Origin of the sequence: Povalibacter sp., from assembly GCF_036520495.1 — a bacterium.
Taxonomy (GTDB): domain Bacteria; phylum Pseudomonadota; class Gammaproteobacteria; order Steroidobacterales; family Steroidobacteraceae; genus Steroidobacter.
In genome coordinates this window covers 87,259-105,376 of sequence record NZ_DATDJO010000022.1, presented here as the reverse complement: position 1 = coordinate 105,376, position 18,118 = coordinate 87,259, and the positions used below count along the sequence as shown (strand labels likewise).

Sequence of the window (18,118 nt, the reverse complement as noted above, 5' to 3'; positions counted from 1 at the left end):
GTCAGATTCTTCCCATCAACAGCAGCACGACGAGGACGATCAGCACCACGCCCAGCAGGCCGCTCGGGCCATATCCCCAACCGCGACTGTGTGGCCAGGCGGGAACTGCGCCGATCAGCAACAGAATGAGAATGATCAACAGAATAGTGCCCATGCGCGAACTCCAAGCGAATTGTTATTACGTCCACTCAATTCCTGCGGAGCCCTACAAGTTTCACCGTCGCGCAAACATACGCCCCGGGTGGTCGCTCAGTTCGCATGCTCGCCCTTGCGCGAGTCGCCTTCCGTCTTCTGTTCGAGACGCAGATTGCCGATGCAGGCGGTGAACTCTGCCCCGAAGAGAAAAATCTGCGCCGTGTAGTACAGCCACAGCAGCATTGCTGCGAAAGATGCAGCAGCGCCGAAGGCGGACGGTTGCGTCGCACGGCCGAGATAGAAACCCACCAGCCAGCGACCCGCCTGAAACAGCATGGCCGTGAGCAGTGCACCGATCAGTGCCGATTTCCAGGGCAGCCGCCGTGCCGGCAGGTACCGGTAGATCACGCCGATCATTCCTGTAATGAGGACCGTGGAAACCAGCAGATCGACGGCCGTAACCGCGACCAGCAGTGCTTCGTACCGTTGCGCCAGCGCGCCGCGAATGCCGGCGAGCGCCGTCGTGATGCTCAGGGACACCAGCAGCAGGAAGCCGACCGCGAGTATGAAACCGAAGGACAGCAAGCGGGCGCGCAGAAAGCCGTAGATGCCGCGAGGCGCATGCGCGCGTGCGCCCCAGATTTGTTCCAGCGCCGTTTCGAGCGCTGCGAAGACGGTCGTGGCGCCGACCAGCAGGCTCACCAGGCTGATGACGGTGGCGAGCGGTCCGTCACTGTCCTGCGAACTGTGCATGGCATCGAGCAGGATCTGCGCCGTGCCGTTGCCGAACAGCGAGCGCAGCTGCACGGCCAGATTGGCGTAAGCCGCGTCGGTTCCGATGATCCATCCGGTGAGCGTCACCAGAATGATCAGTAGCGGTGCCAGCGAGAAGGCGCAATAGAACGCGAGCGCCGCTCCGAGCGTCGCAGCCTGGTCCTGCGACCAGTGCTTCGCGGCGCACGTGAGATGGCTCCAGATCTTGCGCACGTGTGACATCGAACGGCCTCGCTGATGCGCAGCAATGCGCTGCGCAGCGGCGCGGTTCCCCGGATCAGATCCCCGGTGGTGACTATCAGGTGGCGGCGTGCACAGCGTGCTTGCGGTCCCGCTGTTCGATCGCCAGCGTATAGGCGATGTAGTGCTTGTAGATATTGCTGACGTACTGGACGGTTTCGCGGCCTACTTTCTCGGCGACCACCCGTTCGACATTGTTGAACCACTTGTTCGGATCGAGTCCACGCTGTTCGGCCAGCTTGCGCAGGCTGCGGATGCGATTCGGTCCGGCGTTGTAGGACGCGAAGGCGAACAGGGCCTTGTCGATCTCGTCCATGGGCTCGTCCGCGTAATACTCGTCGATCATGAAGCGGACGTACTTGATGCCGGCATGAATGTTGGGTTCGAGCTGGCGGATGTCGCCCACCTTGAGATCCTTGCCGGTCGCGGGCATCACCTGCATGACGCCGATCGCTCCAACCCGGCTGCGCACTTTCTGGTCGAGCCCCGATTCCTGGTAACCCTGGGCCGCCATCAACACCCAGTCGACCCTGTACTCCTTGCTGTACTTGCGAAAGAGTTCGCCCAGGTGTGCGAACTTCTGCATTTCGGCTGCGGTCGTCGAGTTCTTCACCCAACGCGTGTTCTGGAGGTATTTCTGAATCACCACGTTGCCGAAGGTGGTGCCGCGCGAGGCTGTCTCCATGAAGACATCGAGTTCGGCCTTGAGCTGCGGGCTGTTCTTGCGGATCGCGAAGGCGATGTCGCCGCCGTCGTGAACGATCAGGTCCTCGCGGACCTTCATGTCCTTGAAAACCTGACTCCAGAACGTGCCGAGATAGCGGTCGACCACCGTGAACTTCACCAGCCCGGCGTTGACCATCTCGAGCACGTCTTCGTCTTCGAAGGTCGCGGGGGCCTCGCGCAGCACGATCGGCGGTTTGCCGCGCTGCTTCAAGCTCGCGTTCAGCGCATTGAGGCTCTCGTAGTAACTGGACGCCTTTCTGACGAAGACCTCCTGGCCGGAAAGCCCGTCGATCGTCGCGATGATCGGCGCATCCGCGGCAGTGACCAAGATCTCCTTGACGCCTTGCGCCAGCGGCGCCACGAAATCGACCTGCGCCTGGCGGCTCGGAGTGACCGTCAGGTTCGCCGCCACGACATCGCCGAGCCCGGCCCGCAGGGCCGGCAGTAACTGATCGCGAGAGGTGGGAAGGAAAATGGCGGTGACGCGCAGTTTCGTCAGCTTGTGATGTTCATTCACGGAGTTGCCGAACGACTCCATGATTTCGTAACTGAGTCCGCGCTGTGTGCCGGCGTCGATGAAGTAGAACATCTTGCTGTACGGGACGAGGACGCGAATCACGCGCCGCTCGATCATCTTGTCGAGATCGCCGTGCCAGGGCTGGTTGTCGAAGGCGATGTCCAGATGAGTATCGGCGGCGGATTCCGGCGCCGGCGTGGCGGGAACGTCCGGTGCGGCCGCAACAGGAGCCGACGGCAGTGCAGCGGGCTGGGCTGGACTCTCCTCGTGGCCACTGCCGCTGTCGCCACTACTGCAACCGACTGCCGTCAGTATGCAGGCCAGCATCGGCAATGCGATACGGATCATGCGGCGCCCTCGACGATTCGCAGAGTCTGCGAGTTCGGACGGATTATTCTCGCGTTACGTGCCTGACAGCATCCGTACTAGTGGCCGGTCAGTAACAACCTTCAGGAGCAGAAAAGGCACAATGTCAGTCGGCGGCTACTGGTGATAGCGCTGGTGAAGCCGGTTCATGCCGGCGATCCAGCAGATCGCGATCTGCAACCTTGCGCTGCCTGTACTCGATTACTTCGGGGTGCGGCAGGATCAGGAACTTCTCGTCGCTCAATCCCCGCACGACCACTGCTCACGACATCATGGCGAGGCATCGGGCGCTGGCGCCGTGAAGAAAGCGCATTTGTGCCTGAGTGTATATTCATACGCGTCAGTGACCCGGAGACCGACGACTCATGAATCACCCAGTTGCCGGTCGCGTGTCGACCCTTGCAGGTCTCGCCATCCTTGTGTTTCTCGATGGCTGTTCCGACCGCGCGCCGGTGTCATCCGCAGCGCCCCCGCAACTGTCGGAACGGACGGAGTCGGCGTCGTCGGTGGCGCTCGCCAATCCGGCATCGGCGAACTGTCTCCAGCAGGGTGGCCGGTTACACATCGAGAAAACTCCGCGAGGCGATGAGTACGGCGTGTGTCTCTTCGAGGACAACTATCAATGCGAGGAATGGGCACTGATGCGAGGTGAGTGCCGGGCCGGCGGGGTTCGCGTGACCGGTTACATCACCGCGGCCGGGCGTTTCTGCGCCATCACTGGCGGCAAATACACGGGGATCGCAGGCGTCGATGCATCGACCGAGCGCGGTATCTGCAAACTTCCTGGCGGCACGGAGTGCGATGCGGAGGCCTATTTCAGCGGTGACTGCCGCCCGTAGTCCCTGCCTTACGAGGGGAACGAACCGACTTGCGATGACGTTGCTATGGCAACGAACGGAGGAGTCAAGTCATGCAGGCAGAGAAGGCAGTGATCACGGCGCTGTTTCGCGATGCGGCAAGTACCGAACGTGCCTACGAGGCAACGCTTGCCCGAGGATATACGTCTGACGATATCAATCTGCTGATGTCCGAAGAGACCCGTCAACGGGCCTTCACGGGCGGCCGTGTTCATTCTGCGCTCGCCCACAAGGCGCGACAGAGCACGGAACATTCGACGCCTGACAAGCCGGGCGTACTCGATGCCGGTGATACGGGCGGTCCCATCGGCGGCACGGTAGGGACGATCGCTCCTGCCGCGGCAGCGGTGGGGACGGCGCTGTTGCTGCCCGGACTGATCTTCGCCGGGCCCATTGCCGTGGCGCTCGCGGCTGCCGGGGCGGTGGGTCTCGCGGGTGGCGTGATCGGCGCTCTGACCCATTGGGGCATCCCCAAGACCCGCGTCGAGGAATACGAGAGTCAGATTCGCGCTGGCGGCGTATTGATGGGTGTGAAGCCGAAGTCGACGGACGATGCGGCCTGGCTCAGGCAGGAGTGGTCGGCTGCTGGGGGAACACTGATAGTGGATAGTTGAAGATAGTTGATAGCGGATAGTTGAGAGTGGATAGCGCCGGAGGCGCGTGATCTGCAGCTATCCACTATCAACTCGCACTATCCACTAGTTAGCCGCGAGGCTTTCCCGCTCGATCACCTGTCCGCGCAGAATGATCTTGTCGATCTGGCTCCAGGCGCGCACCGACTCCAGCGGATTTGCTTTCAGCAACAGCAGGTTTGCGATCTTGCCGGCGGTGACGGTCCCGTAGTCTCTGTCGAGGCGGAACTGACGCGCGTTGTTGAGCGTCGCGGCGCGAAAGACCTCCGCAGCAGACAATCCCGAAGTCGCCATCAGTCGCATCTCCCGATACGTGTCGTAGCCAGGCTGGTTGCCGTACGTCGGCGCCGAGGGTGTGTCGCTGCCGAGCAGCAGTGGATGGCCGAGTTCGTGCAGATAGCGCGCGGCACGCATGCCGCGTTCGCCAGCCTGCAGTTCGAGCGAGGCGATCTTCGCATCGGGCAGGTCGCCATAATCGTGCTTCATGCTGCGTTTGAACCACTTGCCGGCATCGCTGCCGTACCAGTCCAGCAAGGCAGCAGGTACGACCTTCTTGTACGTCGGATCTTCGAGCGTGTCGGCACGGAAAAGATCGGCCGTGCCGGCCAGCACCCGCAGTGTCGGTTGATAGCCGGTGCCGCTGCGATGAATGCGCTGCAGATGCGCGGCGATGTCCGGCGGTACGCCGGTCTGATTGTTGGAACTGCCCCAGTTCCACAGGCCATGCGCCAGGACATCCACCTTGCCATCGAGTGCGATGCGCTGCATGTCGAGCGCATTGGCGTGCGCGATCAACAGCAGTCCGCGTTTCGTCGCAGCTGCACGCAGACGTTGCAGCGACTGCCGGCTCAGCATCGGCCAGTCGGACTGATCGCCGAAGCCGTCCTCGATGAAGACCTTGACGCAGCTTGCGCCGCTCACGGCGATGCGATCGACGATGGCTTCCGGCGTATGTGCCGCCGCATCGACGCCGGCGGGCAGCGGATGCTTCGCAGCGTTCGCCGGCTCGAAGATGAAGTCCGGCATCAGGCGGTAGCGCACCGACTTGTCCATGAGTACGGACGGATAGCCATCGAGTGGCAGCGTCGAGCCGCAGCGAAACAGATCTGGCCGCTGCGGTTGCGCTTCGAACGTGGTGACGGCGTCCGGAGAATTCGCCAGATCGAGCAGCTGCGTGACGCCGAAGTAGAGATAGCTGCGTGGCTGCTGGCGCATGTACGCGTCGACCAGCGGCTGCAGTTCCGGCGACGCACTGTCCCAGGGAAGTCCCGCAGGGGTGGAGATGTGGACGTGGGTATCGGTCAGTCCCGGCGCGAGGAATCGGCCTGAGCCGTCGATACGTCGCGCGCCAGGTGCGGTGATCGGCCTGCCCGAGATCCGGGCGATACGTTCGTCGCGGATCAGTACGTGCTGACGCGGCAGCGCCTGCGAACGCTCCGGCGAGACGAGCGTTACGTTCTCGATGAGCAGGTCGGCCGCCGCGCAGGAAAGCGCGGCCAGCAGGGCGCTCAGCGCGATCAGCAGGCGTCGCACGATCTGTGGGCCTTCAATTCATTGATGTCGCGAGACCGACCGGCGCTGGCTGGTTCTGCATGGAGCGCGCCACCGATTCGGCCTGTTCCAGCACGCGCAGGACGTTGCCGCCTGCCACGAGCTCCAGCTCACGATCGGTCCAGCCACGGCGGATCAGTTCGGCAAACAGGTTCGGATACATCGACACGTCCGACAGACCCTCGGGCCAGTCCGAATTGCCATCGAAGTCACCGCCGATGCCGATATGTTCGACGCCTGCGACCTTGCGGACGTGATCGAAATGATCGGCCACCTTGGCGATGCTGGTCCTGGGCAGCTGCAGCTTGCCGAAGATCTCGTCTCGCAGTTGTTGCTGTTCTTCGATCGACTTGCCCTGCGAGCGTCGTTTGAACTCGTCCATTGCGGGCTTCTGCACTGCGCCGATGGCGGGGTCGATGAAGCCTGCGACGAACGTGATCATGATGACGCCGCCGTTTTGCCTGAGCCGCACGAGAATGTCGTCCGGCACATTGCGTGGCACATCGCAGATGGCGCGCGAGGAGGAGTGCGAGAAAATCACCGGCGCCTTCGAGACACGCAGCGCGTCGTCCATCGTTTCGGTCGCGACGTGCGACAGGTCGACGAGCATCCCGAGGCGATTCATTTCCTGCACCACCTGCTCACCGAAGGGTGTGAGTCCGCCATGCACCGATGGGAACGCGGCCGAATCCGCCCAGTCGAGATGCACGTTGTGCGTGAGCGTCATGTACCGAACGCCCAGGTCGTAGTAAGTGCGCAGCGCGCCCAGCGAGTTCTCGATGGCATGCCCGCCCTCGATGCCCAGCAGCGAGGCCACCTTGCCGTTCTTGCGAGCCGCGCGAATGTCGGCCGCTGTGGTGGAAACCTGCAGCGCGTCGGGATAGCGCTCGATCATGCGCCGTGCGATATCGATCTGTTCGAGCTGTGTCCGCGCAAAGTGACCGGGAAGTTCGCCGGGAATGTATACCGACCAGAACTGAGCACCGACGCCCCCCTCGCGCAGCCGGGCGATGTCTGTCTGGCCGCTCACGGTGCCCCGCAGATCGTATTGCTCGACGCTGCCGGGCGTGGTCTTGTCAGTGCGAATCGTCCATGGCAGGTCGTTGTGGCCGTCGATCAGGATCGTGCTGCCAAGCAAGCGTCTGGCGTGCTCCAGTGCCGGATCCGCCTTGTCTGCCGCCTGCCCGGCGCCGGCGATGACCATCAAAGACAGAGCCAGCGTGATCCGGACGATGAGTGTCTGCATGTCGATGCGGCTGCCATGACGATAGAGTGAACCGAGCATAGACGGCTGCCGTCATTCGCGAAAGCTTAGCCTGCCCGATAGCGAACGAGCCGTCGCGAAGTATCCGCAGGCTGAGTGCAGCGACGGGTAGAATCCTGCGCCGCGCGTCTGCGCTCATCTATTCGCCGTACCGCCTCCCGATGCCATCGACTGCTTCGACTCCTCACCCGGCCTGGCCCGGTCTCGTGCTGGCCGGCGCCGGCGCCGTTGCGTTCTCCGGCAAGGCCATCATCGTGAAGCTGTCGTATCGCCATGGCGTCGATGCGGTCACGGTCATCACGTACCGGATGCTGTTCGCACTGCCGCTGTTCCTCGCATTGTCGTGGTATGCGAGTCGCGATCGGCCGCGGCTCGAGGCGCGCGATTGGCGCACACTGTTCGGATTGGGATTCACGGGCTACTACCTCGCAAGCTATCTGGACTTCGCCGGCCTGCAGTACATCAGCGCCAATCTCGAACGCCTGATCCTCTATCTCAATCCAACCATCGTCCTGCTCGTCGGCCTGCTGCTGTTTCGAATTCCGGTCAGCAAGCGTCAATGGACGGCGCTCGCAATCAGCTACGTCGGTGTGTTGCTGGTGTTCGGGCACGACATGACTCTGGGCAGCGGCAATGTCGCGCTCGGGGCGGCGCTCGTGTTCGGCAGTGCGATCAGTTACGCACTGTACCTGGCGTTCAGTGGCAACGCGGTGAAGCGTCTTGGTCCGCTACGTATTGTCGGAGTGGCGACGAGCATTGCCTGCGTGCTGTGCATCGTGCACTTCCTGGTCCTGCGGCCGGTCGCATCGCTGGATGTCGCGCCGCCGGTGATCTGGCTGGGCGTGCTGAACGCGACGTTGTGTACGTTCGTGCCGGTTCTGATGGTCATGCTCGCCGTCGAACGGGTCGGTGCAGGCGTCACTGCGCAGATCGGCATGGTCGGTCCCCTGTCGACGATCGTCCTGAGCGTGCTGGTGCTGGACGAGCCGCTGACGGCATGGATGATCGCCGGAACGGTGGTGGTGTTCATCGGTGTGTGGATGCTCACCGGCTCGAAGTCCAGAGGGAAATAGCCGCAAAAGGCGCAAAGGACGCAAAAAGATTCAGTATTGGAATTCCTGCTTTATCGCTTTTCCCTTTGCGTCCTTTGCGCCTTTTGTGGCCATTCTCTTCTGCCTATGTCGCCGCCCGCTGGGTTTGTAGTTGCGAGCGACTGCCGGCCAGTGACGAGCCCGCCAGGATCATGATGAGTCCGACGAGTGCGTTGATCCCGAAGTGCTCGTCGAGCACGAGTACGCCGAGCAGTGCGGCGACGGCCGGGTTCACATACGCGATCAGCGAGGCGCGTGCGGCGCCGGCCGCGTGTATCAGATAGAAGTAGAGCAGCAACGCCAGCGCCGTGCAGACAATGCCCAGCACGGCGACCGAGATCAGTGATGTGCTGGACGGCATCCGCACTGGAGCCGAGGCGATGGCAAACGGCAGCAGTGCCAGCGATGCCATCACGAGGCTGCCCGCCAGGGCGCCCAGTTCGTCCACGCCGGACAGATGGCGCTGCACGATCAGCGGCCCGATCGCATAGCCGGCGACGGCGATCATCATCGCCCCGACACCGAGCCACAGCATCGGCCCGTGACCTGTATCGAGCCCGAGCAGCACCACCACGCCGGAGAAGCCCAGCGCCAGGCCGGCCATCCGTCGCAGGCCCAGCCGTTCGTGGACACCGAACAGCGGCGCGATCAGTACGACAGTCAAAGGAACGGTGGCAATGAGGATGCCGCTGAACGAGGACGTCAGCCACTGTTCGCCGAACGCGATGAGAAAGAATGGAATCACCAGTTCCGCGATCGCAAAAGCGAATACCGCAGTCTTGTGGCGCATCGCCGGTCGCAGGACGCCGCGCTTCCAGGCAATCGGCACGAGGATGGCTGCCGCGAGCGTGATGCGTCCCCACGCAATACAGGCCGGCGACAGGTCAACGAGCGCCAGCTTGATGAGGAAATAGGGTACGCCCCAGATCACACACAGCACTGCAAACGTGACGGAAGCTCTCCAGCTCATCGGAACTCTCACGCTGACACTCGGGGAAAACAGGAGTAATCCGCAACGCCGGGCGAAACGCAAGCGCGGCAATGTATCCAATCGCAGGGCTGATCACGCGCCGCCCGCGGCCGTGGCAGACTTGGATGAACGAACGGGGGTGGATCGCTATGGCGATGATATGGTCTCGACGCGATGTGGTCGTGTCGACGGCGAGTGCGCTGGCGTTGGGCATGAGTACGCGCCCGGCACTGGCGGCCAATGCTCCCTGGCGCGCCTACGGCGCAGCGATCGTCATCGATGGACTCGGCGGACCCGGCAGTCTCACCGCCGAGCCGGGCGCACCTCTGACACCTGCGCATCTCGAGGACACCCGTAAGTCGGGGCTGACGTGCGCAGCAACGCGGGCACAGCGACGCACGCATCGAGAAGATTCTTGCGGTGAACCTGCTGCGCGCGTTCGGCGATACCTGGAAAGCGTGAGCCGACCATGACGCCGCCAAAACTCCATGCCCGCATCCGTTCCAGCCGGCGGCTGTCGGATGGATTCATCAAGCTCGATCGCATCGAGTTCGACACGGACATGCATGCCGGCGGCACACAGACGGTCGTCCGCGAAATTGCGCATAGAGGTCATGCCGTCGGCGTGCTCGGTTATGACCCGGTGCGCGATGCCGTCGTGCTGATCAACGAATTCCGTCCCGGCTGCCTGGTGGCGGGCGATCCGCCGTTTACGGATAACGTCGTCGCGGGCGGCATGAGTGAGGACGAATCGCCGTTGCAGGCGGCAGTGCGTGAAATGCTGGAAGAAACCGGGCTCGAACTGCGTGATCCGGTGTTGGTGCACCCCGGCGCCTACGTGAGTTCGGGCGGCAGCACGGAAAAGATGGCGCTGGTGGTCGGGGTCGTCGTCACCCGTCATGCGGGCGGCGTGCATGGGAACGCCGAAGAGTCCGAAGACATCCTGACCGTGGTCGTGCCGTGGCGGGATTTCATCCAGCGGGTGCGCAGCGCCCAGATCACCGATTTGAAAACACTCGTTGCCGGCTATTGGCTGGCAGAGCATCGCGAGCAATGGATGCGTCCATCGAAGTCCGCAGACACAACCGGAGAATCAGAATGAAAGATGTTTTGGCCTCTTGTCGGTCGCTCATTGCCGCAGGCGCAATTGTCGCGCTGGTGTTGCCGTTGGCCGTGTCAGCTGCACCGAGTACGGCGAAGAAGGCGGTGGTGCAGTCTGTCGACCGGCATGCCAGTGAGCTGACGGGGCTATCGGATCAGATCTGGGCGTTCGCTGAAACGGCATTGCGCGAGCATGAATCCGCGGCAGCGCTCGCGGACTATGCCGAGAAACAGGGATTCAGCGTCGAGCGCGGCTTGTCGGGCATGCCGACCGCGTTCGTCGCGTCGTACGGTTCAGGCCGGCCCATCATCGGCGTCATGGGCGAGTACGACGCACTGCCGGGAATTTCGCAGAAGGCGCTGTCGGAGAAGACTCCATTGGTGGAAGGCGGCGCGGGTCATGGCTGCGGCCACAATATGTTCGGCGCTGCGAGCCTCGGTGCGGCGCTGGCGATCAAGGAGCAGATCGCTGCAGGCAAGCTCAAGGGCACGATCCGTTTCTACGGCACGCCGGCTGAAGAGTCCGTGGGCGGCAAGACCTACATGGCGCGTGACGGAGTGTTCAATGACGTCGATGTGATGCTGGCGTGGCATCCCGGCGACGAAACGCAGGCGGATACCACGTCGAGTCAGGCGATGGTGGATGTGGTTGTCGAGTTTCATGGCAAGGCCGCACATGCCGCCGGTGATCCGTGGAACGGCCGCAGTGCCGTCGATGCGCTCGAACTGTTCACGCACGGCGTCAATCTGATGCGCGAGCACATCAAGCCCACGTCACGCATGCACTACACGATCGTGGCCGGCGGCGACGTGCCGAACGTAGTGCCTGAGTACGGCAAGGTGTGGCTGTGGCTGCGCGACTGGAAACGCTCGGAGGTCGAAGATCTGCTGACCCGCGCGCGCAAGCTCGCCGACGGCGCTGCCGTCATGACCGAAACGACATCCACGCTGACCGTCCAGAACGGCAGCTGGGAACTCCTCAACAACATGGCGGGTGCGCGGCTCATCAACGAGAACCTCACCTGGCTGGGTGCACCCGTGTACTCGAAGGAGGAACAGGATTTCGCGAAGGCGATCCAGCGCGCGACCAATGTGCCCGACATCGGCATGGACACGAAGATTCAGCCGCTGGAAGGTCAGGAGCAGGAAGGCGGTTCGACGGACGTGGGCGACGTCAGCTGGGTCGTACCGACGCTGCATTTCACGGTGGCGACCGCACCGAAGAAGGCGCCGTGGCATGCCTGGCCGGTGGTGGCGACCGGCGGCATGTCGATCGGTCACAAAGGATTGTTGCTGGCATCGAAGACGCTGGCGGCGACCATGGTCGATCTCTACGAGAAGCCAGCAGCGCTGAAAGCAGTGCGCGAGGAGTTCCTGGAGAAGAAGGGCGAGGTCGTGTTCCAGGCATACATTCCGGCGGGGGCGCCGCCGGTGCCGAAGGAATGACATGACGGCCTGCGGTCCGCGTGGGGTTCCCCTTGGTCACAAAGCGGCCTTCGGTCCGCGTGGGATTCCCGTTGGTCACAAGGGGGCCTTCGGCAGGGAAGAATGCGGAGTTCTTTTCTTCCCCGCTGACAACGTCAGCCCCTGACGAAGTCCACCCTGCCGACAGGCTTTCCTGTGACCGAAAGGGAATCCCGCGGGACCGACGCAGTTGGCCGCCATTAAAAAAAAGGCCCGACAGAGTCGGGCCTTTTCATCTCACCTGGAAGCAGGCTTTCTTACTTTTTATCCTTGCCGTTCTTCGTATCCGGCTTCGCGTCCGGATTCTCGATTTCTTCCAGCAGCTTCGTGTGCAGATCCGGCAGCACCGGCAGGTCCTTCGCGTCCTGAACCAGTGGCTTCAGCTGTTCGAAGATCTTGCTGGTCGATTCGTGCAGTTCCTTGTACGTCGTGACCAGGCGAGTGGTGCTGTCGGTCATCTTCGTCAGCTTCTGATCCTGCTCGGTCTTTTCCTTGCGCAGGGTGGTGAAGCTGGTTTCGATTTCGCGGCGGGCGTCCGCTTCTTCCTGACGCTGCTTCTTCAGCGTGTTCATTTTCTTCAGGACATTTTCCGGCGTGTCGGCCAGCGCAGTGTTGATGGCCTTCAGCTGCTTGTCCTTCTCCGCGACGCGATCCTTCAGCGTCTGGATTTCCTTCGCCGAGGAGGTACGCGTGGACGCAGCCTGCTGGATGGCGTTCTCTAGTTTGACGGTGAGATCCGCAACCTGGGTTTCGGCGGCGATCTGCGCCTTGTTGGCGGCGGCGAGTTTCTGCTCCATCCCGAGGATGGTCGACTTGGCCTGCTCGCGGGCGATGACGACACTGGTGTCGGACTCGGCGACCTTCTTCAGGGCTGCTTCAAGCGCCGTCTTCAGCTCATCCTGAGTGCAATTCGGGTCGATTTTCAAAGCTTCTGCGGCGGTCCGCATCAGCAGCTGCTTGCTGATCGCAAGCTCTTTCCACACTTTCAGCTGAAGTTCCAATTGCGCTTGTTCCACCATGTGTCCTGCTGCTACCAAAGGAAGGGAAATTTACGGGCGCGAATTGTAGTCCAGAACCAGCCATTTCGCGGCAGGTCATGGTGAAAAATCCGCCATCCCACTCCAGTGCAACCGCCTGCCCTGTCGTCAGGTGTCAGCCGAGGCGGATGCTGCAACTGGTTGTTCTCACTGGATTTCGTCACCCTGATTCTGGCCCGGGCGTGTTGCTGTCAACGCGTCCGAGACATTCCCTGTAATGGGGCTCAGATCGCGACCGACGGCCGCAATCGGGGGTGACGGGCTCTCCGGAGCGTGGGAATGACGCAAGGATGGCGACGATTTCCGCAAACCCAAGCGCTTTTCGCCGCAGGGCCAGCAGTCAATCTGCGATACGGGTTGACACCTTTTCGCCCTCGCGCGGTTGCGGATCGCGCTCGAATCCGAGCGTGCCGGGGATCGCTGCCCGATTCATTCGCGTCACGGGCAGGCGCAGTTCAGCGATGGAAAATTCCAGTCCGGTCGGTTGTCCCGAGGGCAGGGCCAGCGCGCTGGTAAGCGTGTCCTCGTCGATGGCGGCGGTACCGCCCACCATGCGGCCGAGCGCCCATTCCAGATCGCTATCGATCAGCAATCCCGCGCCGTGTTCGGTCTGGAACAGCAGCGAGCCTTCGTCGTCCAGGTACGCGTGCGACGGTCGTTCGACGGATAGCTGCGTATGCGTGACGAGTCCGCCGTCCGCTACATGCAGCACGAACGGTGTGGATTCCAGGGTCACGTAGCCACGTTGCGGTCCATTCTGAAAAAACCAGCGGCCGTATGCGTCGGCGGCATAGTTGCGGCCGATCGTGTCGATGATCTGCGGGCGGCTGATGGTCTCGCCCTTGATCAGCCAGCGACCCCGGCGATCCAGGCCAAGCCAGCCGAACAAGGCCGGTACTTCCGGCCAGCGCTGCATCGCTCGTAATGCCCAATCTTCCACTGCGCTACCCGTCAGAAAAACCAAGGAGAGGAGAAGCTCACATCGACGCCTCACAGCGACGCCGGGCGATGGGGTTCGTCGCAGAATCGGCATTCGAGCGGTGATCCCAGGGCCTCTTCACGACCCCGCTCGGTCGTAACCCATGTGCGCACGAACCAGGGCGGATTGTGCCTGACGTGCTGCGAGTGACCACACTCCAGGTCGGCGATCCAGTAACCTTCGTCGTCCTGACGGAATCCGGTGATGCGGCGTTGCATGCCCGGATTCTACGCGCGACCGCATTGGCGGCTCGCACCGCGCACGTCCTCGTCCGCAGCGGCAGGCGGGTGTAACGCTCTCCTATAATCGAAGAACGATGCGAACACACATGATCAGAACCCACCGGAGGGTGATGTGACGGCGACCAGCGATCCGATCATTTCCATCAGCAATCTCGTGAAGACCTATGCGTCCGGCTTTCAGGCGCTCAAAGGTGTGGATCTGGCGATCCGTCGCGGCGAAATCTTTGCGTTGCTCGGCCCGAACGGCGCCGGCAAATCGACGCTCATCAACATCACCTGCGGTGTCGTGAATCCCACCTCGGGCACCGTCACGGCGGATGGGCACGATGTCGTGCGCGATTATCGCGCGGCGCGCTCGAAGATCGGCCTGGTCCCGCAGGAACTGACGATGGAGTCGTTCGAAACCGTCTGGGCGACGTTGCGCTTCAGCCGCGGCCTGTTCGGCAAGGGGCCGAATGACGCGCACCTGGAGAAAGTGCTGCGTGACCTGTCGCTGTGGGACAAGAAAGACCAGAAGATCATGGCGCTGTCCGGCGGCATGAAGCGTCGCGTGATGATTGCCAAGGCACTGTCGCATGAGCCGCTGATCCTGTTTCTCGACGAGCCCACCGCGGGCGTAGACGTCGAGCTGCGGCGCGACATGTGGGAGATGGTGCGTTCGCTGCGGGCCAGTGGCGTGACGATCATTCTCACGACGCACTACATCGAGGAAGCCGAGGAGATGGCGGACCGCATCGGCGTCATCAACAAGGGCGAAATCGTGCTGGTCGAGGACAAGCACGTCCTGATGCGAAAGCTCGGCCGCAAACAACTGACGCTGCATTTGCAGGCGCCGCTGCGCGAAATCCCGCCGCAACTGGCGAACCGGCAGCTGGAACTGTCGGCCGATGGCAACGACCTGATCTACACGTTCGACACGCAAACCGATTCGACCGGCATCGCGAGCCTGCTGCGCCAGCTGAATGAGCTCGGCATCGACTTCAAGGATCTGCGTACCGAGGAAAGTTCGCTCGAGGAGATTTTCGTGAATCTGGTGAGGTCGTCCCGATGAACACGCATGCCATTCGGGCGATCTATCGTTTCGAGCTGTCGCGCTGGTTCCGTACGCTGATACAGAGCATCGCCTCGCCGGTGATTTCCACCTCGCTCTACTTCGTGGTGTTCGGCGCGGCGATCGGCTCGCGCATCGCGACGGTCGATGGCGTGAGCTACGGCGCCTTCATCGTGCCCGGCCTCATCATGCTGTCCGTGCTAACGGAGAGCATTTCGAATGCGTCGTTCGGCATCTATATGCCGCGCTATGCCGGCACCATCTACGAAATTCTCTCTGCGCCGGTGTCGTTCGTCGAAGTGGTGACGGGTTATGTCGGTGCGGCCGCCACCAAGTCGGTGTTGCTGGGACTGATCATCCTCGCGACCGCGCGGCTGTTCGTGCCCTTCCACATAGAACATCCGCTGTGGATGATCGGTTTTCTCGTGCTGACATCCATCACGTTCAGTCTGTTCGGCTTCATCATCGGTCTGTGGGCCAGTGGCTGGGAGAAGCTGCAGGTGGTGCCGATTCTCGTGATCACGCCGCTGGCCTTTCTCGGCGGCAGCTTCTATTCGATCAGCATGCTGCCGCCGCTGTGGCAGAAGATCACGCTGTTCAATCCCGTCGTATACCTGATCAGCGGTTTCCGCTGGAGCTTCTACGGCATCTCGGATGTCGGTGTCGGCATCAGTCTCACGGCCACCGTCGGTTTCATGGTGCTGTGCCTGATCGCCATCGCGTGGATATTCAAGACCGGGTATCGCCTGAAGAACTGAAGCAGGCGCGGGCGTGTACCGCCAGTCCCCATGATCGTCGTGGCCAGACCAATCTGAACGGAAATGGTATTGGCATCGCAGCAATCGGCATGACGGCTGCTGCGTATGCGGACCGAAGCCCTTAGAGCCCGTGTCGGCGGCGGTGCCCGGACTTCTCAAGGGTTACCTCGCCAGCGATGCGCAGAAGCTCGCAATGGCCCGATGCGGGCGTCGTATGCTCATCCGCACGATCGTGTGAACCGGTGGGTCGGAGGGCCGCATGAGGCATTGCCAGGCACTCGTTTTGTCATTGCTCGCCGCGGTCCTGTTCTCGCAGCCTGCAGGCGCAGTGCCATTCTGGGGTGCGAAGCAGTCGCTGCCCGCGGATACCCCTCCTGCGCAGTTGAAGCACGGCGAGTGGATCTGGCTCGGCGATGCCATTCAGACCGGACCGATGGTGATGGTCGTGGATCTCAGCGAACAGCGCGCGTACGTGTATCGCAATGGCCTTCTCATTGGCGTGACGAGCGTCAGCACCGGACGTCCAGGTCACGAAACGCCCTCAGGTGTATTCACGATCCTGCAGAAGGATAGAGACCATCGTTCGACGATCTACGACAGTGCTCCCATGCCGTATATGCAGCGGCTCACGTGGGGCGGTGTCGCCTTGCACGCCGGGGGATTGCCGGGGTACCCGGAATCCCATGGCTGCGTGCATCTGCCGAGCGAATTCGCACGCCTGTTGTTCGGCATTACCTCGACGGGCATGACGGTCGTGATCGAGAATCGGGCAGGCAAGCCGCAGGACGTGCCAAGCCCCGGATTTCTGGCACCGGTAACCGCACGGGGCGAGGCGCTCAGCGTCCAACCGCTGCGTCAGACCGAACAACTGCGCTGGAATCCGCAGGCGTCCGTCGACGGGCCCGTGAGTATCGTCATCAGCCGCGGCAGCGGCCGCGTGGTGGTGTATCGCAACGGGATCGAGATCGGTCGCGCCAGGGCTATCTTCACCGGCTCCGAACCTGTCGGCACTCACGCTCTGATTCTTGCGTCCGGCCCCGCGCAGGTGGCCCTCTACGTTCCCGATCCGGCGACGCAGCACTGGCTGCATGTCGGCCTCGCCGGTGAGAACGACGAAGGCGGCACCGAGCCCAATCCGCAGATCGCATCGAGACTCGAAATACCGCCCGAATTCGTGCGCGAGGTCTACGGCATCCTGACGATCGGCTCGACGGTACTGGTGACTGACGAGGCGATCACGCCCGCTACCACCGGCAAATCGCTCGATGTGGTGAACGCCGATCCACCGACGAACTGACGATCGCTCTGCGAGCTTCAGTCTGCGTGCGGGGCCTGCTGCGTGCCATTCACGGGCTGGATCGCGATGACGCGCGGCTCGAAGCTGCTGCATTTTTCGTCGGCGCAAATCCCATTGATCCACACCTCGCCGTTGCCGAACATGATGCCCCATTGATTGACCAGCAAGTCCGCATGCGGCGTGTTCACTACCGCGGCAGCGATGGCGGCCGTCACGATCTGATCGTAGTTCAGCGCGAAGGTCGCGGCGTCCGCGATGGTGGTCGGCTTGCCATCGACCGTAACTTTCAGGGGAAACTGCACCATGGCTGCGACAGCGGTGACGTCGTGCGCAGCAACAGCTCGCTGGAGTTCCACGATGGCGGTGGTGTAGCGGGCAGGATCGCCCAGCACCTGTTCGATCCTGCTGCTGACAGCTTCGGGGAAGGGTGCTGCTACTGTCGCTGGAGGAACCGCAATCCCCGCAACTGGTGTGCCCTCGGAAGACGGTGTGTCTTGCGCCTGTTCCCGCTGACAGCCGCAGAGACAAAGCAGAGAGATGAAGACGGTCAGGGTGCGTGCAACTCGCGGCATCGGGATTCCTGTGACGGTAAGCCGATACTGTAGCAGTGAGCCGGATTGCAGTGCCTTGCGAGTCGCTGCACGGATCCGCGATTAGTCGTGATCGATGAGGCGGGTCACTTCATCCACCAAGGTACGACCGGCGAACGGCTTGGCCAGAAAAGCCGCGGCGCCCGCGTTCTGTGCCTGGCGTCGACTGGTGGCGTCGTCATGCGCCGTAATGATGATTGTCGGCCGCACGTCGCCGGACTCGTCCAGTCGCCTCTTCAATTCGTAGCCCGTCATGTCGGGCAGATGGACATCGATCACGAGGCAATCGGCCTGCTGCGACGCATTGCTGGCAAGGGTCGAGGCGGCGGAATCGAAACTCGTGACCTGAAACCCGGCAGCCAGCAACAGGCGCGAGAGGGCCTGATTCAGGCCGATGTCATCCTCCACGAGAACAATGTTGCCCCGGTAAGTAGCCACGGCGCGCCCTGATTGCTGGCCGACACGGACACACGGTC

General features: G+C 62.4%; 20 protein-coding genes. 9 read left to right on the top strand and 11 right to left on the bottom strand.

The features are described 5' to 3' along the window. Position 1 precedes the first annotated feature (1 nt). The 3 genes from VIZ63_RS07855 to VIZ63_RS07845 all read right to left on the bottom strand — a co-directional run bounded on the left by VIZ63_RS07855 (position 2) and on the right by VIZ63_RS07845 (position 2,740). A complete protein-coding gene (locus VIZ63_RS07855; RefSeq protein WP_331608999.1) occupies positions 2-154 on the bottom strand; it encodes a DUF3309 family protein in 153 nt (50 codons plus the stop codon). 95 nt (positions 155-249) lie between these two features. After that, the gene (locus VIZ63_RS07850; protein WP_331608998.1) at positions 250-1,131 is read right to left on the bottom strand and encodes a YihY/virulence factor BrkB family protein; all 882 of its coding nucleotides are present in this window, start codon (positions 1,129-1,131) and stop codon (positions 250-252) included. Between the two features lie 76 nt (positions 1,132-1,207). Further along, complete coding sequence (locus tag VIZ63_RS07845; protein WP_331608997.1) at positions 1,208-2,740, bottom strand: transglycosylase SLT domain-containing protein; 1,533 nt, start codon at positions 2,738-2,740, stop codon at positions 1,208-1,210. A gap of 383 nt (positions 2,741-3,123) precedes the next feature. Here VIZ63_RS07845 and VIZ63_RS07840 point away from each other — a divergent pair, with 383 nt between their 5' ends. Next, positions 3,124-3,597 carry a DUF333 domain-containing protein gene (locus VIZ63_RS07840; RefSeq protein WP_331608995.1) on the top strand — a complete coding sequence of 158 codons (474 nt, stop codon included), beginning with the start codon at positions 3,124-3,126 and terminating at the stop codon, positions 3,595-3,597. A 71-nt stretch (positions 3,598-3,668) separates the two neighbouring features. Beyond that, a complete protein-coding gene (locus tag VIZ63_RS07835) occupies positions 3,669-4,229 on the top strand; it encodes a hypothetical protein (RefSeq protein ID WP_331608994.1) in 561 nt (186 codons plus the stop codon). Between the two features lie 84 nt (positions 4,230-4,313). Here the strand turns inward: VIZ63_RS07835 and VIZ63_RS07830 are convergent, their stop codons facing one another. Beyond that, positions 4,314-5,780 (bottom strand): amidohydrolase family protein, encoded by a 1,467-nt coding sequence (locus tag VIZ63_RS07830; protein WP_331608993.1) that lies wholly within the window; start codon positions 5,778-5,780, stop codon positions 4,314-4,316. Between the two features lie 13 nt (positions 5,781-5,793). Further along, positions 5,794-7,083: a dipeptidase gene (locus VIZ63_RS07825; RefSeq protein WP_331608992.1), complete on the bottom strand. Its 1,290-nt coding sequence runs from the start codon at positions 7,081-7,083 to the stop codon at positions 5,794-5,796. Positions 7,084-7,223: 140 nt separating this feature from the next. Here VIZ63_RS07825 and VIZ63_RS07820 point away from each other — a divergent pair, with 140 nt between their 5' ends. After that, positions 7,224-8,135 carry a DMT family transporter gene (locus VIZ63_RS07820; protein ID WP_331608991.1) on the top strand — a complete coding sequence of 304 codons (912 nt, stop codon included), beginning with the start codon at positions 7,224-7,226 and terminating at the stop codon, positions 8,133-8,135. A 103-nt stretch (positions 8,136-8,238) separates the two neighbouring features. Here VIZ63_RS07820 and VIZ63_RS07815 read toward each other — a convergent pair whose 3' ends face one another. Next, positions 8,239-9,123, bottom strand: a complete 885-nt coding sequence (locus tag VIZ63_RS07815; protein ID WP_331608989.1) for a DMT family transporter — start codon at positions 9,121-9,123, stop codon at positions 8,239-8,241. 155 nt (positions 9,124-9,278) lie between these two features. Between VIZ63_RS07815 and VIZ63_RS07810 the strand changes: the two genes are divergently transcribed. The 3 genes from VIZ63_RS07810 to VIZ63_RS07800 are packed head-to-tail and all read left to right on the top strand — an operon-like array spanning position 9,279 to position 11,670. Further along, positions 9,279-9,596 carry a hypothetical protein gene (locus VIZ63_RS07810; RefSeq protein WP_331608988.1) on the top strand — a complete coding sequence of 106 codons (318 nt, stop codon included), beginning with the start codon at positions 9,279-9,281 and terminating at the stop codon, positions 9,594-9,596. Beyond that, the gene (locus VIZ63_RS07805) at positions 9,593-10,225 is read left to right on the top strand and encodes an NUDIX domain-containing protein (protein WP_331608987.1); all 633 of its coding nucleotides are present in this window, start codon (positions 9,593-9,595) and stop codon (positions 10,223-10,225) included. The genes VIZ63_RS07810 and VIZ63_RS07805 overlap by 4 nt, the downstream gene beginning before the upstream one ends. Continuing rightward, positions 10,222-11,670 carry an amidohydrolase gene (locus VIZ63_RS07800; RefSeq protein ID WP_331608986.1) on the top strand — a complete coding sequence of 483 codons (1,449 nt, stop codon included), beginning with the start codon at positions 10,222-10,224 and terminating at the stop codon, positions 11,668-11,670. The genes VIZ63_RS07805 and VIZ63_RS07800 overlap by 4 nt, the downstream gene beginning before the upstream one ends. A 275-nt stretch (positions 11,671-11,945) precedes the next feature. On the opposite strand, the gene VIZ63_RS07795 is transcribed toward VIZ63_RS07800, so the two are convergent. From VIZ63_RS07795 to VIZ63_RS07785, 3 genes are all read right to left on the bottom strand, one after another. Beyond that, the gene (locus VIZ63_RS07795) at positions 11,946-12,689 is read right to left on the bottom strand and encodes a hypothetical protein (protein ID WP_331608985.1); all 744 of its coding nucleotides are present in this window, start codon (positions 12,687-12,689) and stop codon (positions 11,946-11,948) included. A gap of 376 nt (positions 12,690-13,065) precedes the next feature. Then, positions 13,066-13,665 (bottom strand): DUF2946 family protein, encoded by a 600-nt coding sequence (locus VIZ63_RS07790; RefSeq protein WP_331608984.1) that lies wholly within the window; start codon positions 13,663-13,665, stop codon positions 13,066-13,068. Between the two features lie 50 nt (positions 13,666-13,715). Beyond that, positions 13,716-13,922 (bottom strand): DUF3565 domain-containing protein, encoded by a 207-nt coding sequence (locus tag VIZ63_RS07785; protein WP_331608983.1) that lies wholly within the window; start codon positions 13,920-13,922, stop codon positions 13,716-13,718. Positions 13,923-14,058: 136 nt separating this feature from the next. Here VIZ63_RS07785 and VIZ63_RS07780 point away from each other — a divergent pair, with 136 nt between their 5' ends. The 3 genes from VIZ63_RS07780 to VIZ63_RS07770 all read left to right on the top strand — a co-directional run bounded on the left by VIZ63_RS07780 (position 14,059) and on the right by VIZ63_RS07770 (position 17,052). Continuing rightward, a complete protein-coding gene (locus VIZ63_RS07780; RefSeq protein ID WP_331608982.1) occupies positions 14,059-14,997 on the top strand; it encodes an ABC transporter ATP-binding protein in 939 nt (312 codons plus the stop codon). After that, the gene (locus VIZ63_RS07775; protein ID WP_331608981.1) at positions 14,994-15,755 is read left to right on the top strand and encodes an ABC transporter permease; all 762 of its coding nucleotides are present in this window, start codon (positions 14,994-14,996) and stop codon (positions 15,753-15,755) included. The genes VIZ63_RS07780 and VIZ63_RS07775 overlap by 4 nt, the downstream gene beginning before the upstream one ends. 259 nt (positions 15,756-16,014) lie before the next feature. Next, complete coding sequence (locus tag VIZ63_RS07770) at positions 16,015-17,052, top strand: L,D-transpeptidase (RefSeq protein WP_331608980.1); 1,038 nt, start codon at positions 16,015-16,017, stop codon at positions 17,050-17,052. Between the two features lie 17 nt (positions 17,053-17,069). On the opposite strand, the gene VIZ63_RS07765 is transcribed toward VIZ63_RS07770, so the two are convergent. Together VIZ63_RS07765 and VIZ63_RS07760 are read right to left on the bottom strand one after the other, a co-directional pair. After that, a complete protein-coding gene (locus tag VIZ63_RS07765; RefSeq protein WP_331608979.1) occupies positions 17,070-17,624 on the bottom strand; it encodes a hypothetical protein in 555 nt (184 codons plus the stop codon). 81 nt (positions 17,625-17,705) lie between these two features. Next, entirely contained in the window at positions 17,706-18,080 is a 375-nt protein-coding gene (locus VIZ63_RS07760; protein WP_331608978.1) for a response regulator, read from the bottom strand. Positions 18,081-18,118 lie beyond the last annotated feature (38 nt).

Bases quoted from the DNA above. Each gene is read 5' to 3' on its own strand.
- VIZ63_RS07855 (WP_331608999.1), bottom strand. From the start codon at position 154: ATGGGCACTATTCTGTTGATCATTCTCATTCTGTTGCTGATCGGCGCA.
- VIZ63_RS07850 (WP_331608998.1), bottom strand. From the start codon at position 1,131: ATGTCACACGTGCGCAAGATCTGGAGCCATCTCACGTGCGCCGCGAAG.
- VIZ63_RS07845 (WP_331608997.1), bottom strand. From the start codon at position 2,740: ATGATCCGTATCGCATTGCCGATGCTGGCCTGCATACTGACGGCAGTC.
- VIZ63_RS07840 (WP_331608995.1), top strand. From the start codon at position 3,124: ATGAATCACCCAGTTGCCGGTCGCGTGTCGACCCTTGCAGGTCTCGCC.
- VIZ63_RS07835 (WP_331608994.1), top strand. From the start codon at position 3,669: ATGCAGGCAGAGAAGGCAGTGATCACGGCGCTGTTTCGCGATGCGGCA.
- VIZ63_RS07825 (WP_331608992.1), bottom strand. From the start codon at position 7,083: ATGCTCGGTTCACTCTATCGTCATGGCAGCCGCATCGACATGCAGACA.
- VIZ63_RS07820 (WP_331608991.1), top strand. From the start codon at position 7,224: ATGCCATCGACTGCTTCGACTCCTCACCCGGCCTGGCCCGGTCTCGTG.
- VIZ63_RS07815 (WP_331608989.1), bottom strand. From the start codon at position 9,123: ATGAGCTGGAGAGCTTCCGTCACGTTTGCAGTGCTGTGTGTGATCTGG.
- VIZ63_RS07810 (WP_331608988.1), top strand. From the start codon at position 9,279: ATGATATGGTCTCGACGCGATGTGGTCGTGTCGACGGCGAGTGCGCTG.
- VIZ63_RS07805 (WP_331608987.1), top strand. From the start codon at position 9,593: ATGACGCCGCCAAAACTCCATGCCCGCATCCGTTCCAGCCGGCGGCTG.
- VIZ63_RS07800 (WP_331608986.1), top strand. From the start codon at position 10,222: ATGAAAGATGTTTTGGCCTCTTGTCGGTCGCTCATTGCCGCAGGCGCA.
- VIZ63_RS07785 (WP_331608983.1), bottom strand. From the start codon at position 13,922: ATGCAACGCCGCATCACCGGATTCCGTCAGGACGACGAAGGTTACTGG.
- VIZ63_RS07775 (WP_331608981.1), top strand. From the start codon at position 14,994: ATGAACACGCATGCCATTCGGGCGATCTATCGTTTCGAGCTGTCGCGC.
- VIZ63_RS07770 (WP_331608980.1), top strand. From the start codon at position 16,015: ATGAGGCATTGCCAGGCACTCGTTTTGTCATTGCTCGCCGCGGTCCTG.
- VIZ63_RS07765 (WP_331608979.1), bottom strand. From the start codon at position 17,624: ATGCCGCGAGTTGCACGCACCCTGACCGTCTTCATCTCTCTGCTTTGT.